Source organism: Chitinophaga eiseniae (assembly GCF_012641265.1).
GTDB lineage: Bacteria > Bacteroidota > Bacteroidia > Chitinophagales > Chitinophagaceae > Chitinophaga > Chitinophaga eiseniae_A.
The window spans coordinates 1689217-1708568 of record NZ_JABAHZ010000001.1; the positions used below are offsets into that span (position 1 = coordinate 1689217).

Consider the following 19352-nt stretch of genomic DNA (forward strand, 5'->3'; position numbering starts at 1 on the left):
CAACATGAGTAATAACAATACCAGCCTGCAAAACCGCACATTCGACGCTATCGTCATCGGATCCGGCATCAGTGGCGGATGGGCAGCGAAAGAATTTACCGAAAAAGGATTAAAAACACTGGTGCTCGAAAGAGGACGGGATGTGAAACATTTAAAAGACTACCCTACTACCAGCCAGTTTCCCTGGGAGTTCCCTCACCGTGGACAGGTACCGGCAGCCATCAAAGCCGCCAACCCATCGATCAGTCGCTGCTACGCCTATAAAGAAGATGCCATGCACTTCTTTGTAAAAGACAACGACCATCCCTATGGGCAACCCAAACCATTCGACTGGATCCGGGGTTACCAGGTGGGCGGGAAGTCGCTCATGTGGGCGCGGCAAACCCAGCGCTGGAGCGACTTTGATTTCGAAGGCCCTGCACGCGACGGCTTTGCTACGGACTGGCCTATACGTTATAAAGACATTTCCCCCTGGTATAGTTATGTAGAGAAGTTTGTAGGCATCTCGGGGAATAAAGATGGTCTCCCTCACCTGCCCGACGGAGAATTTCTACCTCCCATGGAACTTAGCTGCGTTGAAAACTATTTCAAGGATTTTGTAAAAGACAACTATAAAGACCGGCAGGTGATTTACGCACGTTGTGCGCATCTGACCCAGCCACAGCAAATACACCTGGACCAGGGCAGAGGGCAATGCCAGAAGCGGGACCTCTGCCAGCGCGGATGCCCGTTTGGCGGGTATTTCAGCAGCAACTCCTCCACCATTCCCTGGGCGCAGAAAACCGGCCACCTCACCCTTCGCCCGTTTTCAGTAGTGCATTCCATTATTTACGATGAGCAAAAAGGAAAGGCCACCGGCGTTCGGGTGATTGATACCAATACCAAGGAGATGATGGAATATTACGCCACCGTGATCTTTGTGAACGCGGCCGCCGTGAATACCAACCTGATCCTGCTGAACTCTACCTCTCACCGCTTTCCTAATGGCTTGGGCAACGACAGCGGTACCCTGGGTAAATACTTCGCCTTTCATAACTATCGCGGACATATCTCCGCACAATATGAAGGTTTCAAAGATTCCACTACCGACGGCCGGCGCCCTACCAGCGCCTATATTCCCCGTTTCCGTAATGTACACAAACAGGAAACAGACTTCCTGCGGGGATATGCTGCTGGTTTCGACACCGGCCGTGGGCGGCATACCAATACCGATGGATTTGGCAAGAGCCTGAAAGAACAACTGTTCAATCCAGAAACAGGACCCTGGTATGTTGGCTCTCATATGATGGGAGAAACCATCCCGAAAGAAAAAAGTACCCTGACGCTGGACGCCAATAAAAAAGATGAATGGGGCATTCCGCAAATCAATATCGATGTAGACTACGACGATAACGATGAAAAAATGCTGAAGGACTTCTTCGAGCAAATGACGGAAATGTATACCAAAGCCGGGTTTACCAATATCAAGACTGGCGACTCCAAACAAGCACCCGGACTGGATATCCACGAAATGGGCGGCGCACGTATGGGGCTGGATCCTAAAACATCGATCCTGAACAAATGGAATCAAATGCATGCCTGCAAAAATGTGTTTGTGACAGATGGCGCCTGTATGACGTCTACTTCCACTCAAAACCCATCGCTTACGTATATGGCGCTCACTGCCCGGGCGGTGGATTATGCAGTACAACAGCTGAAGAAGGGAGAAATATAAACGTACACATGATCTTTTTCTCAAAGAGACTACCGGCGTCGGTAGTCTCTTTGTTTTTATCTTTCCAATAAAAATGTATTTTCACGCCGGATAACCCTAAAATTTTTTTAAACATAACAAACCTATATTACTTATGAAATCCATCCTGTTGTTGGCCTGTATGATTTGTTTCTTTAGCCATCATGCCAATGCCCAAGTTACAAAAGCCTTTACCGTTTATGGTACGCTCGACAAGTTTTACCCAGTAGTATTTACCGATTCTGCCTGGTGGCGTCACGAGGCATCGGAAATACAAATAGGACGCTCTGATGTACACCGGGACTCCAGCTGGCGCGGTTCCCTGATTGCCAAATTCAGATATCATACATCCAATTGGGGTAATGGTTCCAGCTTCATCGATGCAGATATCCATCAATACAGCAGCGTTCCAGACAACAATAAATTTATTGCCGGTTGGCGCGATGCCACCGCCAATAATTCGGCTTTTATTATCATTATATGGCTGCGGGGAAATACCAGCTATTTCTTCAGCTCCCGCTATAATGATCGTGTAACCGTTTACGATGGCATCACCAATGCACTTCCATTCGAAGAACCGGTCATCAACGTTCCTGGTACCACCAGCAGACCACAAACGTTTAAAACCAGTATTGACAGTTATGTTAACACGAACGGTAATACTTTCGGTTCGGGCACCGTTTACTACAATAGTAGCGGCACCAATTTCTTCGGTGGCAATGTTGGTATTGGCACCACCACTCCAACTGCCAAGCTGGAGATAAGCGGAGGGCCTTACTGGACAAGCGCTGGTTGGGGGAAAGCAATTAAATTATGGAGAGCGCAATCCATGGTACTCGATGCAGGCAGCAAGAGATTTGGCATAGGCGCCTCTTACGACAGCCTCCTCTACTTTTTTTCAGCAGATAGCGATTCAGGCCAGGCACCCATCCGGTGGAATATGGTGATGACCAACAGCGGTAACATTGGCATTGGCACCCAAACACCCAATGCATACAAATTAGCCGTAGAAGGCGTGTTGGGCGCCCGCAAGATTAAAGTCACTCAACAGGCCAACTGGGCTGATTACGTTTTTCATCCGGATTACAAACTACCAACTTTACAGGAAGTATCCCAGTTCATTCAAACGAATGGGCATCTCCCTGAAATCCCCACTGCCGCAGAGGTAAAGGAAAATGGCGTGGATGTAGGTGAGATGAATAGATTGTTGTTACAAAAAGTAGAAGAACTTACGTTATATCTCATCAAACAACAAAAAGAAATCGACGAACTAAAAAGCCAGATCAAAAAATAATAATATCCTTTCACCAGGTAAAAGTGGGTATTCCTTCCCGGGGCACCCACTTTTTTTTATTTAACTTGCAACCATGAGAACGCTGAATGAACTGATTAATACGAAAGAACCTGGCTGGGACCTGGTGCAGGAATGGATTAACGCAGGTAGCAATCCTATTGACATTCTTCCGAAAGAACAGGCCCGTGCTGAACAAGCTTTATATCAAACCCAGGTAACCACCCGCTCACCGATGGGCGCTATCATTTATGAAACCGGGGGACTACTCGTAGATCATGGTTGGATAAGAGTATTAGGCTCCGGCCATGCAAAACTGGACCGTACCCTGCCCGGATGGAATGAAGGTAAATCATTTACCCAAAGCGGCGGGCAACCGGGATTCCTACTGATTGCAGATGATGTGATCGGCGGATTTTTTGCCATTAACAACGGTGCATTGGCGCCACAGGAAGGCATTGGCAGCGTCTTTTACTTTGCGCCGGATACCCTGGAATGGGAAAATATGGAAATCAGTTACAGCGACTTTATCAGCTTTTGCTGCACCGGCGATATTGCCGGCTTCTATGAAGCCTTCCGCTGGCATGGCTGGGAAAATGATGTAGCAAAAATAAACGGCGCACAGGCTTTCAGCAGCTATCCTGCCCTCTTTACCAAAGAAGGAAAAGATATCAATGCCATCAGCAGAAAAGCAGTACCCATAGAAGAGCTATGGCAGCTGCAAATGGACCTGAAGCAACAAATGGGACATTAATCCTCCCTTCTTACAAAATGTTAAAATTTGTGGCGCAGCAATCCCTGCAAGTATAATTAGGCTACATTTAAACCTTGTAGTAATTATATTTTGTACACTAAACCCTGGTCATGTCCCACAATTTATTAAAAGGTAAAAAAGGAATTATTTTCGGCGCCCTGGATGAAAAATCCATTGCCTGGAAAACAGCCCTTCGCTGTGTGGCAGAAGGTGCGGAAATCGTGTTAACCAATGCACCGGTGGCCGTCCGCATGGGCGAAATCAATGCGCTGGCGCAACAATGCAATGCCCCCGTGATTCCCGCAGACGTTACCAACATGGACGATCTCGACAATTTATTTACCAAAACCAAAGCACATTTTGGCGGTGGCGTAGATTTCATCCTGCACTCCATCGGGATGAGCGTAAACGTTCGTAAGGGCAACGACTATACGAATCTGAACTATGACTACATGCATAAGTCGGTCGATATTTCAGGAATGAGTCTCCACCGGGTCCTGCAAACCGCTATGAAGCATGATGCTATCAATGAGTGGGGATCGGTAGTGGCGCTGACTTTCATCGCAGCGCACCTGGCATTTCCCAACTACAATGAGATGGCGGATATCAAAGCGATGCTGGAAAGTATTACCCGCAGCTTTGGCTACCAATATGGTATGAAGAAAAAAGTACGTGTCAATACCATCTCCCAGTCCCCTACTATGACTACTGCGGGGCAAGGCATTGGCGGATTTGATGGTTTTGTGGCGTATTCAGAGAAAATGTCGCCACTGGGTAATGCCAGTGCCGACCAGTGTGCAGAATTTGCCGTGAGCTTATTTTCAGATTACACGCGTATGGTCACCATGCAAAACCTGTTTCACGATGGAGGCTTCTCCTGTACCGGGGTTACAGAAGCCGTGATCGCGCAGATGTCTAAATAAAAAAAAGAGAGGCGGATCTGATCGATCCGCCTCTCTTTGCATTTTACCGGAAGCACCAATATAGTATAGCCATCACCGATAGTAACAGTACCGACTGTACGCGATAATCCGCCAATCCCGGCCATCCTTTCAATCGCAGCGGCTCCAACGGGCTTTTCCAATACAGGCGTTCGCTTCCCGCTGCGTCTTGTACCGGGAACAGGAATGATAATGCTACCTGGCAGACCGCACAGGCCACAAAAAGATAAAACGCTATCATCAGCGGCGGCACCTGGCTGATAAAGCCTCCCGGCATTAATTTACCCACCGCGTATACGCCTGCCCCCAGCGCAGAGCCGAGCCATAACGTATATTGTGCAGACTTCGCCGAAGCTTTGCGCCAGAAGATCCCCAACAAAAATACGCAGGTGATAGGCGGCGCAATATGGGAAATCACATCATTGATACCATGAAAAAGGCTCTCATACCTGTTAAGCAGCGGCAATAATGCCAGCGACAATACCAGCGCTATTCCTGCAGCCCAACGGCCTATCTTTACCAGTTGCTTATCGGCCGCCTCCGGGCGATACCGTTTATACAAATCATAACTTACCAGTGTAGCAATAGAGTTGAGCGCGCCGGAAATCTGGCTCATCAGTCCCGATAGCAGCGCTGCCACCAGCACACCTACCAATCCCGGTGGCACCAGTTGCGTAATCATCAGCGAATAAATCCCCTTCGTATGCATCACCCCATCTGCTGCTTTCAGGGCACTCAGATCCAGTTGTCCCTGCCGGTACAACACATACGCCAGCAACCCGGGAAGGATAAAAATAAATACCGGCAACATTTTGATAACCCCGCAGAACAAGGCGCCCGCCTTTGCATGGTTTTCATCCCTGGCGCCCAAAACCCGCTGTACAATGGTTTGATCCGCACACCAGTACCAGATACCAATAACCGGGTATCCCAGGAAGATGGCATACCATGGGAGCCCACTGGGATCGCTGCTGCCATGCAACATCGACAACTTTTCCATACCCTGCTCCTGCTGTAATACTTGTAGTACGGGCTGCCAGCCTCCCACCTTCCACCACGACAATACCGTAATAATTACTGCACCAGCCAGCAGTACGATGGTTTGCACCGACTCAGTGACTACCACCGCTCTTAAACCGCCCATAATCGTATAGGCGCCGGTGATGATAGCAATGACGATAATGCTGGTAAACATGTTAATGCCGAACAACGTTTCCAGTACAATACCGCCGGCCAGGAACGAAAAAGCAATGTGAATGACTACTGCTGATACCACTGACACGATGGCCAGCCAATCGCGGCAGGCCCGGTTATAGCGCCGTTCCAGGAAATCAGGCAACGTAGCAATGCCGGAACGTATGTAAAAAGGAACAAAAAACAGCGCCAGCAGGATCAGCGTAAAGGCCGACATCCATTCATAGTTGCCCGTTATCAGACCGGTATCAAACCCGCTCTGTGCCAGGCTCACCAGGTGCAGGCAGGAAATATTGGTGGCAAAGAGGGCCATGCCAATCACCGGCCAACGCAACGACTTACCCGCCAGGAAATACTCCCCTGCCGCATTGCCGCCTTTCTTCCCTGCCATCCCCGCCCGGAAGCCCAGCCAGACGATGAAGGCGATGTAGCAGATCGTAATAACAGTGTCTAAAGTGGTAATCATCCTGGAAATGTATTAAGCGCCAACAGATCGCAACTGCTACCCGGCATTTCGGGCGTGTGGTAAAACCCGCCGGTGATGTTGGCTGGTTCTGCGAAATGTGCCCGCAGGTGTGGAATATGCTCCAGGAACAGTGCTTCATGCCCCATGGCAATATGATTGAATAATACCAGGTGCTGATGCAGCTGCCCCATATCGCCTACATGCGGCACTACCGGCACACCGTACTTCTTACAGAGGAGACTAACCGTAATAAACTCACTCACGCCTCCTACCCGCACGGCATCTACCTGTATAAAGCCCGCGCACCCCGTTTGCAGGTAATTTTTAAATATCACTTTGTTGGGCACATGCTCTCCCAATGCCAGCTTCAATGGTCGTAATTCCGCGGCCAGCGTTTGGTGGGCCAACACATCATCGGGATGCGTTGGTTCTTCTATCCAATAGGGATTTATATCTGCCAGCCGCTTGCCAATGGCGATCGCCTGTGGAAGGTTCCATTGCTGGTTGGCATCTACCATTACCTTGATATCAGCGCCTACCGTATTTCTTACAATATGTGCCCTTCGTATATCCGTGTCCGGGTTTTTAGCGCCTACTTTTAGTTTCAGGGCTTTAAAGCCATTGTCTATCGCCCGCCTGCAATTGGCCTCCAGCTGGTCATCCGAATAGTTGAACCAGCCGGCGGAAGTATCATAGGCCGGGTAGCCGGTGCGTAAGATCCCTTCCCTTTCCTGCCTTGATGCCTGCATATCTGTAAGTAGCTTCAGCGCTTCTTCACGGGATAATACCTCTTCCAGGTAAGAAAGATCCAGGGTATTGACCACCTGCTCTGGGCTTAAGTCCAGCAATAACTTCCATAAAGGCACCTGTTGCTGTTTGGCCCATAAATCGTAGCAGGCGTTGGTAACCGCTGCCAGCGCGAGGTGGACTACGCCCTTATGTGGACCCAGCCACCGGAACTGCTGTTCATCTGCACGTTGCTTAAACCAGTCGCCGAAAGTGGCCATCACTTCATTGAGTTCCTTACCGATTAACTGCTCTCCGTAGAACCGGGCTGCCGCGCACACCAGCTCGTTCCCCGCGCCCAGCGTGAAGGCCAGCCCGGTGCCGCAATTACCTTTATCATCGTATATGCAGGCCACCGTGTAAGAATATATGGGCTGCTGGTGCACAGCATCGCTGCCAGCTCCATTCGTTAGCGGGAACCGGGCGTCTTTAACAACTATTTTTCGAATCATGTGTTTACTATATTTTTATCGGGGCAATGCTTATCGAAGGTTTATCTGTTTCTAATACAATCACAGTATCATTGGTGTCCGGTAAGGTGGCCGGCAAGGTCAGCGTGATATTTTGCGCTGACTGCTGAATGGCTACCGCAGCGCCTTTCATGATATAGGCTTTGGTAATTTTTACGTCCGGCAAAGCAGGCAGGCTGAGGGTTTGTCCTGGCGCCTCCAGCACATGTACATAAATTTTATTGCCGCTGCGGGTAGCTGCGAAATGCTGGTTGGGATACCAGGGACCGCCATGGGTGTTGTAGATGGCAGTACCATACTGACGCAGCCAGCTGCCCATTTCTTTCAAACGCGCTACCTGCTCCGGTTCCATCAAGCCATCGGGGCGAGGACCTACGTTAAACAACAGGTTACCATTGCCTCCTGCTACCTTCGCCAGGGTATGAATGCAGGTGGTCAACGATTTCATCTTGTCGTTGGGTTTCCAGGCCCATTGTTCACAGATAGTCATACAAGTTTCCCAGGGCGTATGCATGTTCAGATCTCCAATGCGCTGTTCGGGGGTATCATAATCTCCCAGAAAATGCGGGGTTCCATCGGCGCCGGTGCCTGAAAAGGCTTTACCCAAGCGGTTATTGATGATAATATCTTTTTTCTGTGTTTTGAGATAGGCATACATATCGAGTGCCATCTCTGGCGTCCAGGGCTTTTCCCAGGGACCATCGAACCATAGCATATAGGGATCGTAATTTTTAATCAGCTCTTTCAGCTGGTTTTTCATATAGGCCACATACTTTTCCATATGGGCATTTTTACGGATGCCGTTCACGGTATCATTTGGATTATCGATCGGATAATCGGGATGATGCCAGTCGAGTACAGAATAATAAATACAGAATTTAATATGATACTTCTTACAGGCTTTAGCCAGCAGTCCTACTACATCTTTCTTAAAGGGGGTGGCCATGATGTTATAGTTGGTATAGGCAGATGGCCATAAACAAAATCCATCATGATGCTTGGCGGTGATGGTCAGGTATTTCATGCCTGCTTCACTGGCGGTTTTCACCCACTCGTCGGCATTAAATTTAGCAGGATTAAATGCCCGGTACAGGGTGTCATAGTCGGCTACCGGTACCTGTACATGTCTCGACCAACCTATTTCTGTGCCGCGAAGGCTTACAGGTCCCCAGTGGATGAACATACCGAACCGCAGGCTCATAAACTGGTCCATCACAGCTTTGGTAGTCAGTATTTTCGGGTCCAGCTGTGCATTGGTTTGCGCGTGGCCAGCGGCCGCCCATAGCAGCAAACATAACGTGATTATTTTCTTCATTGTTAAAAAGATATTTTATAGTGAGTGCTTATAACCTAGTTCTGCTCCTCCACTTACCGGCATAATGGCGCCGGTAATGAAGCGGGCGTTGTCGGATAACAGGAACGCACATACGTCGGCAATAACCGGTGCTTCCGGGCAATAGCCAAGTGCGTGTATATTGTTGAGATACTGTTCTATATCCCCGGGATTGGGTTGTTCCTGGCTCCACTGCCGCAGCATGGGCGTCCATACGCCAGCGGGCGCCACCGCATTTACCCGGATTCCATCTTTAGCATAGTCGAGCGCCATGGCTTTGGTCAGCGCATTTACGGCTCCTTTGCTGCCCGCATAGGCAGCATGATTTTCCTGCCCTATTTCACCCACCATACTGCTGGTATTGAGCATGCAGCCCCTGGAAGCCTTCAGTGCTTCGATACCATAGCGGGTGGTATAGTAAATGCCTCTTACATTCACATTCATCACCTGCTCCCACTCCGCTTCCGTGGTTTCATGCAGGGGTTTCGACGGACTTGCAATACCGGCGTTGTTATGTATAGCGTCAATACGGCCATACATTTGCAGGATAGTGGCGATTGCCTGCTGAATAGCGCTGCCTTCGTTCAGATCGGCCAGCAGGAAGAGATGGGGCGCTGGCAGCGTAGCCGGTGTTTTGTCGATCACCGCCACGGTAGCGCCTTCCCGGATATAGGCCTGTACACAGGCTTCGCCGATACCGGCCGCGCCGCCGGTGATGACAATTATTTTGTTCTTCAGTATCATAACTCCGATTAATAACAGTGGAAAATACAGGCGCTCAATATACGCCACCGGATGATCCAAAATTACCATATGAAACAGCAATTTGATCTGGCCTGATTGACTTAAATAAACACTATTTTGACTTTATTATCTAAATTATCTATTTTCACATGACAATATGAAGCCAGTTTTTGCCATACCGGGCGATAAGGCCCTTGCACAGAAAGTGTTTCTGATCAAAGAAATTACGCAGCCGTACTTTTCTACCGAGTTTCATTTTCACCAGGAATGCCAGCTGGTATATGTGGTAGAAAGTGCCGGGCGCCGTATCATAGGCGATAACGTCGAATATTTCGATAGCGGAGAAATGATTTTTGTAGGCTCGGGCACGCCACATGTATGGCACAATGAACAAAAATATTTTGAAGGAACGGAGCAACTGCAGGCAAGATCGCTGGCGCTCTATATTTCGCCGGATCAGCTCCTGGAACACCTCACCCCTTTTATGAACGTTACAGCGGTTAAAAACTGGCTAAAAAAGGCGCAGCGGGGCATCCAGTTCCAGGGCAAGGCTAAAGCGGAAATACTGGCCCTGATGCAAAATATGCTGCACGAAGGCGAGCTGCAAAAAACCATCTCCTTTATGACCCTGCTGCAAAAAATGATGGACACCAAATCATACCGTTTACTCGCGGGCAGCAACTATGTAAACCTGTACAACGATAAGGACCAATCCCGTATGAATGATATCTTCCAGTACATTTTCCGTCATTTCAGGAGAGATATTCCCCTGTCGGAAATAGCGGCGGTAGCGGGCATCAACGTACACTCCTTTTGCCGTTTTTTCAAAAGCCGTACCCAAAAATCATTTACTCATTTTGTGAATGAACTGCGGATTGGTTACGCCTGCCGGCTATTACAGGAGAAGGAAATATCAATGGCCGAATTATCGGACAAATGCGGGTACCGTAACATCACCCATTTTAATCGTTTCTTCAAAAGACTAAAAGGGAAAACGCCCAGGGACTATAAAAAGGAAATCCAGGCGGAGGGCTACTAGCATACCTCCTATCTATTGACCAGGAAATGTACAATCCTGGTTACGTCCGTAGCATCACCGGTAACGATCTTTAACACGTGCCGCCCGGGCTTCAGGTCATCTCCCAGGATGAGGAACCAGGGCAGGTAAAGGCTTTTGCTCCATTGGGTGCGCAGGTCTTTCTGCTGTACGGCACCTCCGTCGATGCTGTAACTGATAGTACCGGCATCAGGCCCCGAAACAATGCCTATCCCTACGGTACGGCCGGTGAAAGGAAATTCCACCGACGCATGGGCGCCGGAAGATACCAGCATAGGCACTTTCACAAAGCCCTCGCGGGTAGCTACTTTGTCGGAAGGCTCCCAGGACTCATTAACCGTAAAGCCATTCTTATTGGTGGCGGTATGAATATCCACGTATGCGCCATGCTCATAGTTGAGCGGATCGGCGGCTTTAGGCAGTACCGCGCTGGTCAACCGTTTCGGAACAGGGCGATTGAAAGCTGTATCCAGCAGGCGCCTGATCGTATTAAAATAGAGCGTTTGTCCAAACGGCGCCGGGTGCAGGTCTTTGAAATCTTCTTTCCAGGTAAACTCGTGCGCGTCGATACGGTCGGTAACCTCTTTGGCGAGGTTGATAAATGGGAGATGATACCGCTTAGCCAGGTCTTCGTGTACCTGTACTTCCACCGGCACTTTCCCCGCGTGATAATCGGCCATTTTATCTTCGTCTACAAAGGCCATCAGCACGATATTCATTTGCGGGTTGGCCGCCAGCGCATGGCGGATAATGCCTTCCATAGCGCGGCGTTGCGTCAGTTCGTTGGTACCGTTTACGCGGTCGTTAACAGCCGCTTCTATAAAGAGCAGGTCGGTAGTACCTTTTTTCAGCACATCATTTTCAAAACGAAAAGAATGAGGAAGGCTGCCCAGGGAAGGAATACCGGCATTGATAAAACGAAAAGCCGTGCCGGGATAAGTAGCGCCCAGGTAATCGCATACTTTAGTACGCCAGCCGTCCATATTGGTGATAGAGCCGCCCAGGAAAGTAACGGTGGCTTTTTTATCATGCCGGATATGATACCAGGCATTGTTGAGCGGGCCATAAAACGTGACGTACCTGTCCTGCGCCTGCATAGTAACGGTGATGGCTATACTCAGCAGCAGCCATACAAACTTTCTGATCATAACTTATGTGGATTAAATCTATTTGCTTCTGGCCAGGCTCCTCACTTTAAGGCAGGTAGGCATGGTAACCAGGTAGCCGTTGCTGGTGATGAAAGTAAATACGAACCCAGTCATTTTCTTACCGCGGTTGATCCAGGGATGGCTGCCAAATGCGCCCGGGCTGCTGTTTTCGATTAGTACATCGCCGGGGCCGGTTACATCGCGCCAGTTGCCGATGCCGTAAATATTTTTGGTATTGATGATAGCTGCCGGGTAAGGCGAATAGGTTACGGTTACATTACTTGTCTGGCTCTGCTCCATGGCGTCTACAGCGGCTTCACTCAGTATGCGTGTACCCGTGGCCGTTACCCCTTTGTTCATCAGCATATCGAGGAAGCGCATATAGTCGTCGGGCGTACTACGGGCGCCACCGGCAATCTGCGGGTTGGCTGTGAGCCCGAAATCGGTATTGGTCATGCCGCAGGGCGTAAATATTTTATTGGCTGCCAGTGTTTTCCAGTCCATGCCGGAAGCCACTTCGCAGATGCGACCAGCTACCTGCATACTCACGCCTCCATAATAAAAGGTGGTGCCGGGAGGATTGAGCAAATCCACATTTTTGGCGATCAGGTCGGCCGCTTGTGTCAGCGTAATCAGCACATTCGATTCGTATCCCTGTGTGGAGTTGCCGGGAAAACCGGAAGTATGGGAAAACAGCTGGGCAATGGTAATATTTCCTTTGTGATAAGTGGTAAATACCGGCAGGAATTTGCCGACAGTATCTGTCAGCTTAATTTTCCCCTCATCTACCAGGCTCATTAACACGGCGGCCGACAACCATTTGGAGCAGGAGGCAATCAGCTGGCGGGTTCCGCCGTCATATCCGCCAAGTCCCCTGGCATACACGGTTTTTCCATCTACATGAATGGCCACATAGGCCTTTCCGCCAAATACGGCCGGTACGGAGTCCGCCAATACTTTATCGATATCTCCATACCCTTGTGTAACCATGGTTTGAGATTCGCTTTTGCTGCAGCTGGCCAGCAATAGGGTCATTAAACAGCCATAGAGACAGATAGTAATGCTTTTCATGTAACAGTGTATAACAGTGTAAGTGTGAAACTAATAAATAAATAGTAGCTTTTCCAACGTGGAATAGGCAAATAATATTGTTCAGGGGATGAAAACAGCTATCTTTACCGGCCATTGACGGATAATAAGACACATATGCCGAAGCCAGTAGTAAGTATTATCGTTCCAGTATATAATGTTGCGCCTTACCTGTTGCGCTGTATGGAATCGCTTATACATCAGACTTATACATCTACCGAACTAATATTTGTTAATGATGGTTCAACGGACAACTCCCTGGCAGTACTTCAATCTTTGCAACAACAATATCCGGCAATAAAAATTCTTTCGCAGGATAATGCAGGGCCGGGTCCTGCCCGGAATAACGGGCTGGATCATGCCAACGGCGATTATGTGCTTTTTGTAGATGGTGATGACTGGATAGATCCCGAAACGGTAGCCCGCTGTATCAACGAAGCACAAACACATGCGGCAGATATAGTTTGTTTCGGCTTCCGGAAGGTTTACCAGCAGGGCGATTCACTCATGGAAGCGGATCCCTGGATATATGAGCCGGAGAGCTTTACCAACAGCGATTATATTATTAGCTTCTTCAGTGAGGCTATGCACCGGAAAGACAAACTCAATACCGCTGCCTGGGGGAAATTATACAGCCGGTCGTTGATGGAAGAGCATTCCATTCGTTTCAGGCAATCTACTTTTGAAGATTCTCCTTTCGTACTGGAAGCTGTATATGCCTCCCGCCACATCAGGTTCCTCGCGGATACTTTTTATGCCTATTTCGTCCGGGAAAAACAAGTGTCGCAGCACTCCATCACTTCACAGCAGGTGAATGCAGCAAAGATTTCCAGCTTTTACCGTGCAGACCTGTTAATGAAAGCATTCCTTCTCTCAAAAAATATCTTTGAAAAATACCGCCGCTATTATTATGCCTATCATAACACCCGTATACTGCAATACGGAGGCTATATGGAAATATATGCCGCAGGTAATGGACAACATCAGGACGCCTGGCCAATATTTTTTGCTCAGCTGAAGGAACACCGGCACGATCTTACCATGGACAGGAAAGGATTGTACCGGGCGTATCGCAAAAGAATTGTTGCATTAAACATTGGTGCTAAGCTCAGCACCATCAGTCCCCGGCTGGCACATCGCTTTTTTGGGTGGTACGAAAAAACAATGGCTCCAAAATAATATCGAGCTTTTTAAAATAGTGATCAATACCAAATTCCTTTGTCACTTGCTGGTGTAACGCTTCCGGTGGATTTGCGCTTTCAGCTGCATCGAGTATTTCGTCGAAATAGGCCAAAGTGCCTGCATCGGGGGCCGACATATCCGGCAGCAGGTAAACACCCGGAAATCCACGCTCATTCAGCTCCTGTATAGCACCCACTTTATTACCTGTTACTGGTATTCCTACAGATAACGCTTCGAGTGTAACCAGTTCAAATCCCTCAAACTTAGAAGGCAATATCAGCAAATCGCCTAACGCGTAGGCCTCCCTTGCAATGTTGTCTATCAGTAGCCCTTCTTTTACCGTAGTTTTTGTAAACCCGCTAAATAAGGCGCTGTTGGGCGATTGATTACAGGCAATCAATAACTGCCAGTGTTCCGATTGTTCAATCACCGGCGCCAGTTTTAGCAATACGTCCATTCCCTTTGCGCTTTCCATCCGGCCTACATACAAGAGCGTGCGCACAGGGCTTTGCCGCTTTTCAAAAGGATGGAACCTGCTGGTATCTACACAATTGTTGACCACCGTAATTTTATCGGCGGCAGTCTCGTAGTACTGTACCAGGTCTGCTTTTACCTTGGCAGATACCGCCAGAATCTGTCTGGCTATTTTACAGGCCCTCTGCTGTAATGCTGCCATACGGCTCAGTCCAGGTGCGGTTCTCCCATACGCTACCTCCATACAATGGTAACTCCCGTGGATAAAAGCCACGTCTGCCGGGAAAAAAGGTACCGACTCCCCCTGGGAAATCACTACTCTTCCCCGTTGCCAGGTCAACCAAAGAAAGGCAGACGTATACCGCGCCAGGTAAATGGCCTTGCGCTTTTTAAAATGCCGGTATTTGAACAGCTGGTTAAACAGCCGGCCCAACAAAGTATGGTTAATGAGGTAGTCTTCGTCGATCAGCTTTGTTTCAACACCCCGGCTATGCAAATATTCATCGAGGTAATAGACCACCCGCTCTACGCCACCGGCATAAGATTTACCATTAAACGATATTAACCAGGCTTTCTTTGGTTTCATATGGTTGCTTTTAGCGGTCAATACCCATCGCTTTGTCGAGTTTTTGGTACCCGCTTTCTATGGAAAAATGCTGTTGGAAATAAGCCTGTCCCTGGCGGCTCAACTGTTCATACAATGCTTTATCTGATAGTACCCGCTGTATATTCGCCGCAAATGTTTGCGGGTCGTTGGCAGAGAGACAACCATTGCTGGTTTTATCGGGGAGACCATCCAGGCCGCGTTCCGAACAGATCACCGGTAGCCCGTGCGACATAGCCTCTACCACTTTTACTTTCACTCCGGTGCCCGTGAGCATAGGACACAGCGCCACCCGGGCACGGCGATAATACGCATCCAGGTCATCAACAAACGGGATCAGGGTCACGTTGGGATAATCTTTACTGACATGCGCGGTAATCACCCCAATCACACAAATCCTGGTATTGGCAGGCAGTAATGGGTATACTTCTTTAAAGAACCAGGCAGCCGAACGGAGATTATGCGGATTATCTGAGGCCACATAAATCAGGTCAAAATCTTTCTCCACTGTTTCTTTTACAGGCGCCGGCGCAGTCATGATCATGGGGATATACTTCACTTTTTCTTTGAGGAACTGGCTGAAGAAGTACGTTTCCTCGGGTGAAATAGCCCATACCTGGTTAAACTGTGCCAGCCGGCGTAACTCATCGCCCAGGGCAGCGCCTTTATCAAAACCCGTATCATGCTGATGCTGGGAAGCCAGCAGGTCATGCGTATCGATAATGGTAACGGCATTTCCCACTAAGGGGTTATCGCGGATAAAATCGGCCCAGTAAGCATAGCTGATGATGATATAATCGTACTGCTGACGGCGCAGAATGGCATCGAATTGTCGGCGCAGGTTAAGGGTAGTGTGATTGGGAAAAGACCCGGGTACCAGCTTTAGTTTTCTTTCATATAAGATATGCCATAGCTTATAAGTGAAGAAATATTTTACGGGGTTACCTTTCACCGGTTTACGGTCCAGGACCCATATATGTTCTGCCAAACCGCTATCTTCAAAGGCTTTCACAGTTTCCGGGGTATATTGTCCCCAAACGGACTTCGTAATAAAATCCACCTGCATGCCCCGTGCTTTAAAATACTTTAGCAGGTGCAGGGCACGGGTTTGACTTCCCCCTTTTTTCTCAACGGGATTCAACGGAAAAAAATAGAGTATCCTTTTCAAGTGTTGTGATCGTTTTTTAAATAAGGCTGTAAAACTAAGTCATTTTCCCTTAAAAGCAGGCAGTGACTAGTGGTACAACCGTAGCTGCAAAGACGAAGGGTTGGGCAGGGAAACGGTGGTACCGGTTGCCGTGAGCAATCCTGTTTGCTGATCTCTTTTAAACACCACGATATTATTGGACCGCTGATTGGCCACCAACACAAAATTACCAGTAGGATCGATGGCAAAGTTACGCGGGTGTACGCCACCACTGGGTATTTTGCCGACCTGTTTCAGCTGGCCGGTTTGCTGGTTAACCCGGTAAATGAAAATCGTGTTGGCCGACTCGCGGGTGGAAGCATAGAGAAATAATCCATCGGGGGAAATATGAATATCGGCGGCATTATAGTCCTCCGCCTTATCATCCAGGTGAGCGCTCACCCTTTGTACGCGATCCAGTTTCCCATCGCGATAGCGATATACCGATACCATCCCTCCCATTTCCTCGATGCAATAGGCATAAGGCAGGCGGTGATGAAAAACGATGTGCCGGGGACCACTGCCTGGTATAGTTGCCGTATATGCCGGCGTAGCTGGCTGCAATACTGGCGATGCGTTTGGCTTCAACTGGTAGGCCCTGATCTTATCAGCGCCCAGGTCGGGAAAGAATGCATATTTCCCATCTGGCGCAAATACGGCGGCATGTATATGGGAGGATGTTTGCCGGTTGGTAACACTGCTATCTTTGAAGGGAATGATTTGTGCTGCCGGTGCAATGAGTCCATTCGCACCCAGCGGAAAAATGCCCAGGCTTCCGCCGCTGTAGTTGGCACAAATCAACCATTTGCCCTGTGGATCCACCCCTACATAGGCGGGGTTATCGCCTCCGCTGTCTTGCCGGCTCAGCAGGGTAAGCACTCCCCTGGTACTATCGAATGCCAGGCTGGTAACGCCTCCTACATTGGGCGTTTGCGCTTCTGAGCAGGTGTAGATATATTGACCGCCAGGGGAAATAGTCAGGAACGAAGGATTGAGAATACCTGCCAGCGCCGATACCCGCTCCAATGCACCAGTTTTTTCGTTGAACCGGAATACATATACGCCTTCTTTGGCTTTGTCGCGGTTGTAACTGCCCACAAACAGGTAGTACTGTTGGGCGTTGGCAATAAAACTGCTGAATATGGTGCTGATAACAAGAATAAGTAACTTACGTGCCAATGGTAAATGTTTTAGACATGAAGGTGAACCACAAGATACTCATCTCTCTAAAAAATAATAATAGACAAATTTGTCTATTATTATTTTTGTTTTTACATTTGTACTGTTATGGCAAGGCCAGGTAATCCAAAGGAGAAGATTTTAGCCACTGCGGCGCGCTTGTTTTACGAGCAGGGGTACAATGCCACTGGCATTAACCAGGTACTGGAGGAAGCGGGAGTAGCCAAAGCAAGCCTGTATAGCCACTTTGGCTCGAAAGACGAGCTGGGGCTGGCTTACCTGAAGGCCGCGCGACAGGAATGGTTCCAGGCGGTAACAACGGTGGTGGAGGCCAAAACAGCTCCGTTGGACAGGCTGCTGGCGCCGTTCGATTTCCTGGAAACGCAACTGCCCCGGCAGGGCTTTCGCGGATGCCGCTTCATCAATATGCTGGCGGAAATCGGAGGTAGTCATAAAGAGATGCAACAGCAGGTGGCCGAACATAAACGAAAACTGCGCCGTTACCTGCATCAACTGCTGCTGGCTATTCCTGGGGTAGAAGGACATCCTTCCGCAGATACCTGGGCAGATACTATTTACCTGCTATTTGAAGGAGCGATTGTAGAAACCAAGGTGTTCCGGGATGTATGGCCTGTAAAAGCCGCTAAAAAAACGATCAAACATTTGTTGAGTAAGTTGTAACAAATGCCACCCTGTAAAGGGTTATTTTTTTCACCAATAATAGACAAATTGGTCTATAATAAAACACAAATACTATGAGCACTATTACCGCGCTTCCACTGAGTGAAGCCAACCATGAAGCCACCCGTGTATTAGAACAGGTAAACCGCCAACTGGGCCGCATTCCCAACATGTATAGCGTGATGGCACACTCCCCTGCCGTACTGGAAGCCTATACCCAATTCAGCAACTCCCTGCGCAAAGGCAGCCTGGGCGCCCCAATGGCAGAAAGGATTGCCATTGCTTCAGCGGAATATAATGGCTGTACCTATTGCCTGTCGGCCCACAGTTTTACCGGCGCCAAAGCAGGATTGTCGGAAGCCGACATCCGGGAAGCCCGGGCACTGACGGCTACCGATCCAAAAGTGGCTGCCGGTATGGCATTCACCCAAAAACTATTGGCCAACCCCGGCGATTTGTCCACCACTGATGTGACGCCGCTGCGCAATGCCGGTTATACCGACGGCGAAATACTGGAAATCATTGCCAACGTAGTACGTAATATTTTCACCAACTACCTCAACGTAGTAGCCGGTACTGAAGTAGACTGGCCCTTAGTTACTCCCGCAAATGCCAACAGCTATGAAAACAGATAAAATCAACACCGTCATTGACCAGCCGTTTGAGCAGGTATTGACTGCCGCCAGGAAAGCCATCGTTAACAATGGCTTCCTGCTCCTGCACGAGATCAATCCACAGGCCATATTAGCCAGTCACCAGATCGTAATTGGCCCTATCCGGCAACTGCTTTTTTTCCACCCGGCCTACATGCAGCAATTGTTGCAAGCCGATCCAAACGCCGTCATAGAAGTGCCCTTAAAGCTGGTATTGCGGGAAGTAGACGACCACAGCACCGCGGTGACCTACAGCGACCCGGTACTGCAGTTGCAGGACTATAGCGGCCTGGAAACGCTGGGCAGCGAATTATCGCAGCGGGTAACAGCCTTATTGAAAGAATTGTTGTAAGGATTTTTCATTTGCTCCGTCTAATAAACAGGCGAT

General features: G+C 49.0%; 18 protein-coding genes. 9 read left to right on the forward strand and 9 right to left on the reverse strand.

The genetic code is table 11. The features are described from left to right. Nucleotides 1–4 precede the first annotated feature (4 nt). From HGH91_RS06540 to HGH91_RS06555, 4 genes are all read left to right on the forward strand, one after another. Nucleotides 5–1714 (forward strand): GMC oxidoreductase, encoded by a 1710-nt coding sequence (locus HGH91_RS06540; RefSeq protein ID WP_168737616.1) that lies wholly within the window; start codon nt 5–7, stop codon nt 1712–1714. A gap of 133 nt (nt 1715–1847) precedes the next feature. Next, on the forward strand, nt 1848–3026 hold the full coding sequence (locus HGH91_RS06545) for a hypothetical protein (RefSeq protein WP_168737617.1): 1179 nt from the start codon (nt 1848–1850) through the stop codon (nt 3024–3026). A 73-nt stretch (nt 3027–3099) separates the two neighbouring features. After that, on the forward strand, nt 3100–3777 hold the full coding sequence (locus tag HGH91_RS06550) for a DUF2625 domain-containing protein (protein ID WP_168737618.1): 678 nt from the start codon (nt 3100–3102) through the stop codon (nt 3775–3777). A 110-nt stretch (nt 3778–3887) separates the two neighbouring features. After that, nucleotides 3888–4700, forward strand: coding sequence for an enoyl-ACP reductase (locus HGH91_RS06555; protein ID WP_168737619.1), 813 nt, complete (start codon nt 3888–3890; stop codon nt 4698–4700). A 43-nt stretch (nt 4701–4743) separates the two neighbouring features. Here HGH91_RS06555 and HGH91_RS06560 read toward each other — a convergent pair whose 3' ends face one another. From HGH91_RS06560 to HGH91_RS06575, 4 genes are read right to left on the reverse strand one after another with little or no spacing between them, the layout of a single operon-like run. Further along, the gene (locus HGH91_RS06560) at nt 4744–6378 is read right to left on the reverse strand and encodes a sodium:solute symporter (protein WP_168737620.1); all 1635 of its coding nucleotides are present in this window, start codon (nt 6376–6378) and stop codon (nt 4744–4746) included. Then, complete coding sequence (locus HGH91_RS06565; RefSeq protein WP_168737621.1) at nt 6375–7616, reverse strand: enolase C-terminal domain-like protein; 1242 nt, start codon at nt 7614–7616, stop codon at nt 6375–6377. The genes HGH91_RS06560 and HGH91_RS06565 overlap by 4 nt, the downstream gene beginning before the upstream one ends. Before the next feature lie 7 nt (nt 7617–7623). Beyond that, a complete protein-coding gene (locus HGH91_RS06570; RefSeq protein WP_168737622.1) occupies nt 7624–8949 on the reverse strand; it encodes an alpha-L-fucosidase in 1326 nt (441 codons plus the stop codon). Nucleotides 8950–8964: 15 nt separating this feature from the next. After that, entirely contained in the window at nt 8965–9711 is a 747-nt protein-coding gene (locus HGH91_RS06575) for an SDR family NAD(P)-dependent oxidoreductase (RefSeq protein WP_168737623.1), read from the reverse strand. 157 nt (nt 9712–9868) lie between these two features. Between HGH91_RS06575 and HGH91_RS06580 the strand changes: the two genes are divergently transcribed. After that, on the forward strand, nt 9869–10750 hold the full coding sequence (locus HGH91_RS06580; RefSeq protein ID WP_168737624.1) for an AraC family transcriptional regulator: 882 nt from the start codon (nt 9869–9871) through the stop codon (nt 10748–10750). An 8-nt stretch (nt 10751–10758) separates the two neighbouring features. On the opposite strand, the gene HGH91_RS06585 is transcribed toward HGH91_RS06580, so the two are convergent. Both HGH91_RS06585 and HGH91_RS06590 read right to left on the reverse strand, forming a co-directional pair. After that, a complete protein-coding gene (locus tag HGH91_RS06585) occupies nt 10759–11916 on the reverse strand; it encodes an SGNH/GDSL hydrolase family protein (protein ID WP_168737625.1) in 1158 nt (385 codons plus the stop codon). Nucleotides 11917–11934: 18 nt separating this feature from the next. Beyond that, nucleotides 11935–12987 carry a serine hydrolase domain-containing protein gene (locus tag HGH91_RS06590; protein ID WP_168737626.1) on the reverse strand — a complete coding sequence of 351 codons (1053 nt, stop codon included), beginning with the start codon at nt 12985–12987 and terminating at the stop codon, nt 11935–11937. A 135-nt stretch (nt 12988–13122) separates the two neighbouring features. Between HGH91_RS06590 and HGH91_RS06595 the strand changes: the two genes are divergently transcribed. Beyond that, nucleotides 13123–14184: a glycosyltransferase family 2 protein gene (locus HGH91_RS06595; protein WP_168737627.1), complete on the forward strand. Its 1062-nt coding sequence runs from the start codon at nt 13123–13125 to the stop codon at nt 14182–14184. Here the strand turns inward: HGH91_RS06595 and HGH91_RS06600 are convergent. The 3 genes from HGH91_RS06600 to HGH91_RS06610 all read right to left on the reverse strand — a co-directional run bounded on the left by HGH91_RS06600 (nt 14123) and on the right by HGH91_RS06610 (nt 17630). Further along, nucleotides 14123–15247, reverse strand: a complete 1125-nt coding sequence (locus HGH91_RS06600; RefSeq protein WP_168737628.1) for a glycosyltransferase family 4 protein — start codon at nt 15245–15247, stop codon at nt 14123–14125. The genes HGH91_RS06595 and HGH91_RS06600 overlap by 62 nt on opposite strands. Nucleotides 15248–15257: 10 nt before the next feature. Beyond that, nucleotides 15258–16433, reverse strand: a complete 1176-nt coding sequence (locus HGH91_RS06605) for a glycosyltransferase family 4 protein (protein WP_168737629.1) — start codon at nt 16431–16433, stop codon at nt 15258–15260. A 66-nt stretch (nt 16434–16499) separates the two neighbouring features. Then, nucleotides 16500–17630 (reverse strand): lactonase family protein, encoded by a 1131-nt coding sequence (locus HGH91_RS06610; RefSeq protein WP_168737630.1) that lies wholly within the window; start codon nt 17628–17630, stop codon nt 16500–16502. A 108-nt stretch (nt 17631–17738) separates the two neighbouring features. On the opposite strand from HGH91_RS06610, the gene HGH91_RS06615 reads away from it, so the two are divergent. The 3 genes from HGH91_RS06615 to HGH91_RS06625 all read left to right on the forward strand — a co-directional run bounded on the left by HGH91_RS06615 (nt 17739) and on the right by HGH91_RS06625 (nt 19316). Further along, entirely contained in the window at nt 17739–18311 is a 573-nt protein-coding gene (locus HGH91_RS06615; RefSeq protein ID WP_168737631.1) for a TetR/AcrR family transcriptional regulator, read from the forward strand. A 74-nt stretch (nt 18312–18385) separates the two neighbouring features. Continuing rightward, entirely contained in the window at nt 18386–18946 is a 561-nt protein-coding gene (locus tag HGH91_RS06620; protein ID WP_168737632.1) for a carboxymuconolactone decarboxylase family protein, read from the forward strand. After that, nucleotides 18933–19316 carry a DUF302 domain-containing protein gene (locus HGH91_RS06625; protein ID WP_168737633.1) on the forward strand — a complete coding sequence of 128 codons (384 nt, stop codon included), beginning with the start codon at nt 18933–18935 and terminating at the stop codon, nt 19314–19316. Before HGH91_RS06620 ends, HGH91_RS06625 begins: the two co-directional genes overlap by 14 nt. Nucleotides 19317–19352: the final 36 nt, after the last annotated feature.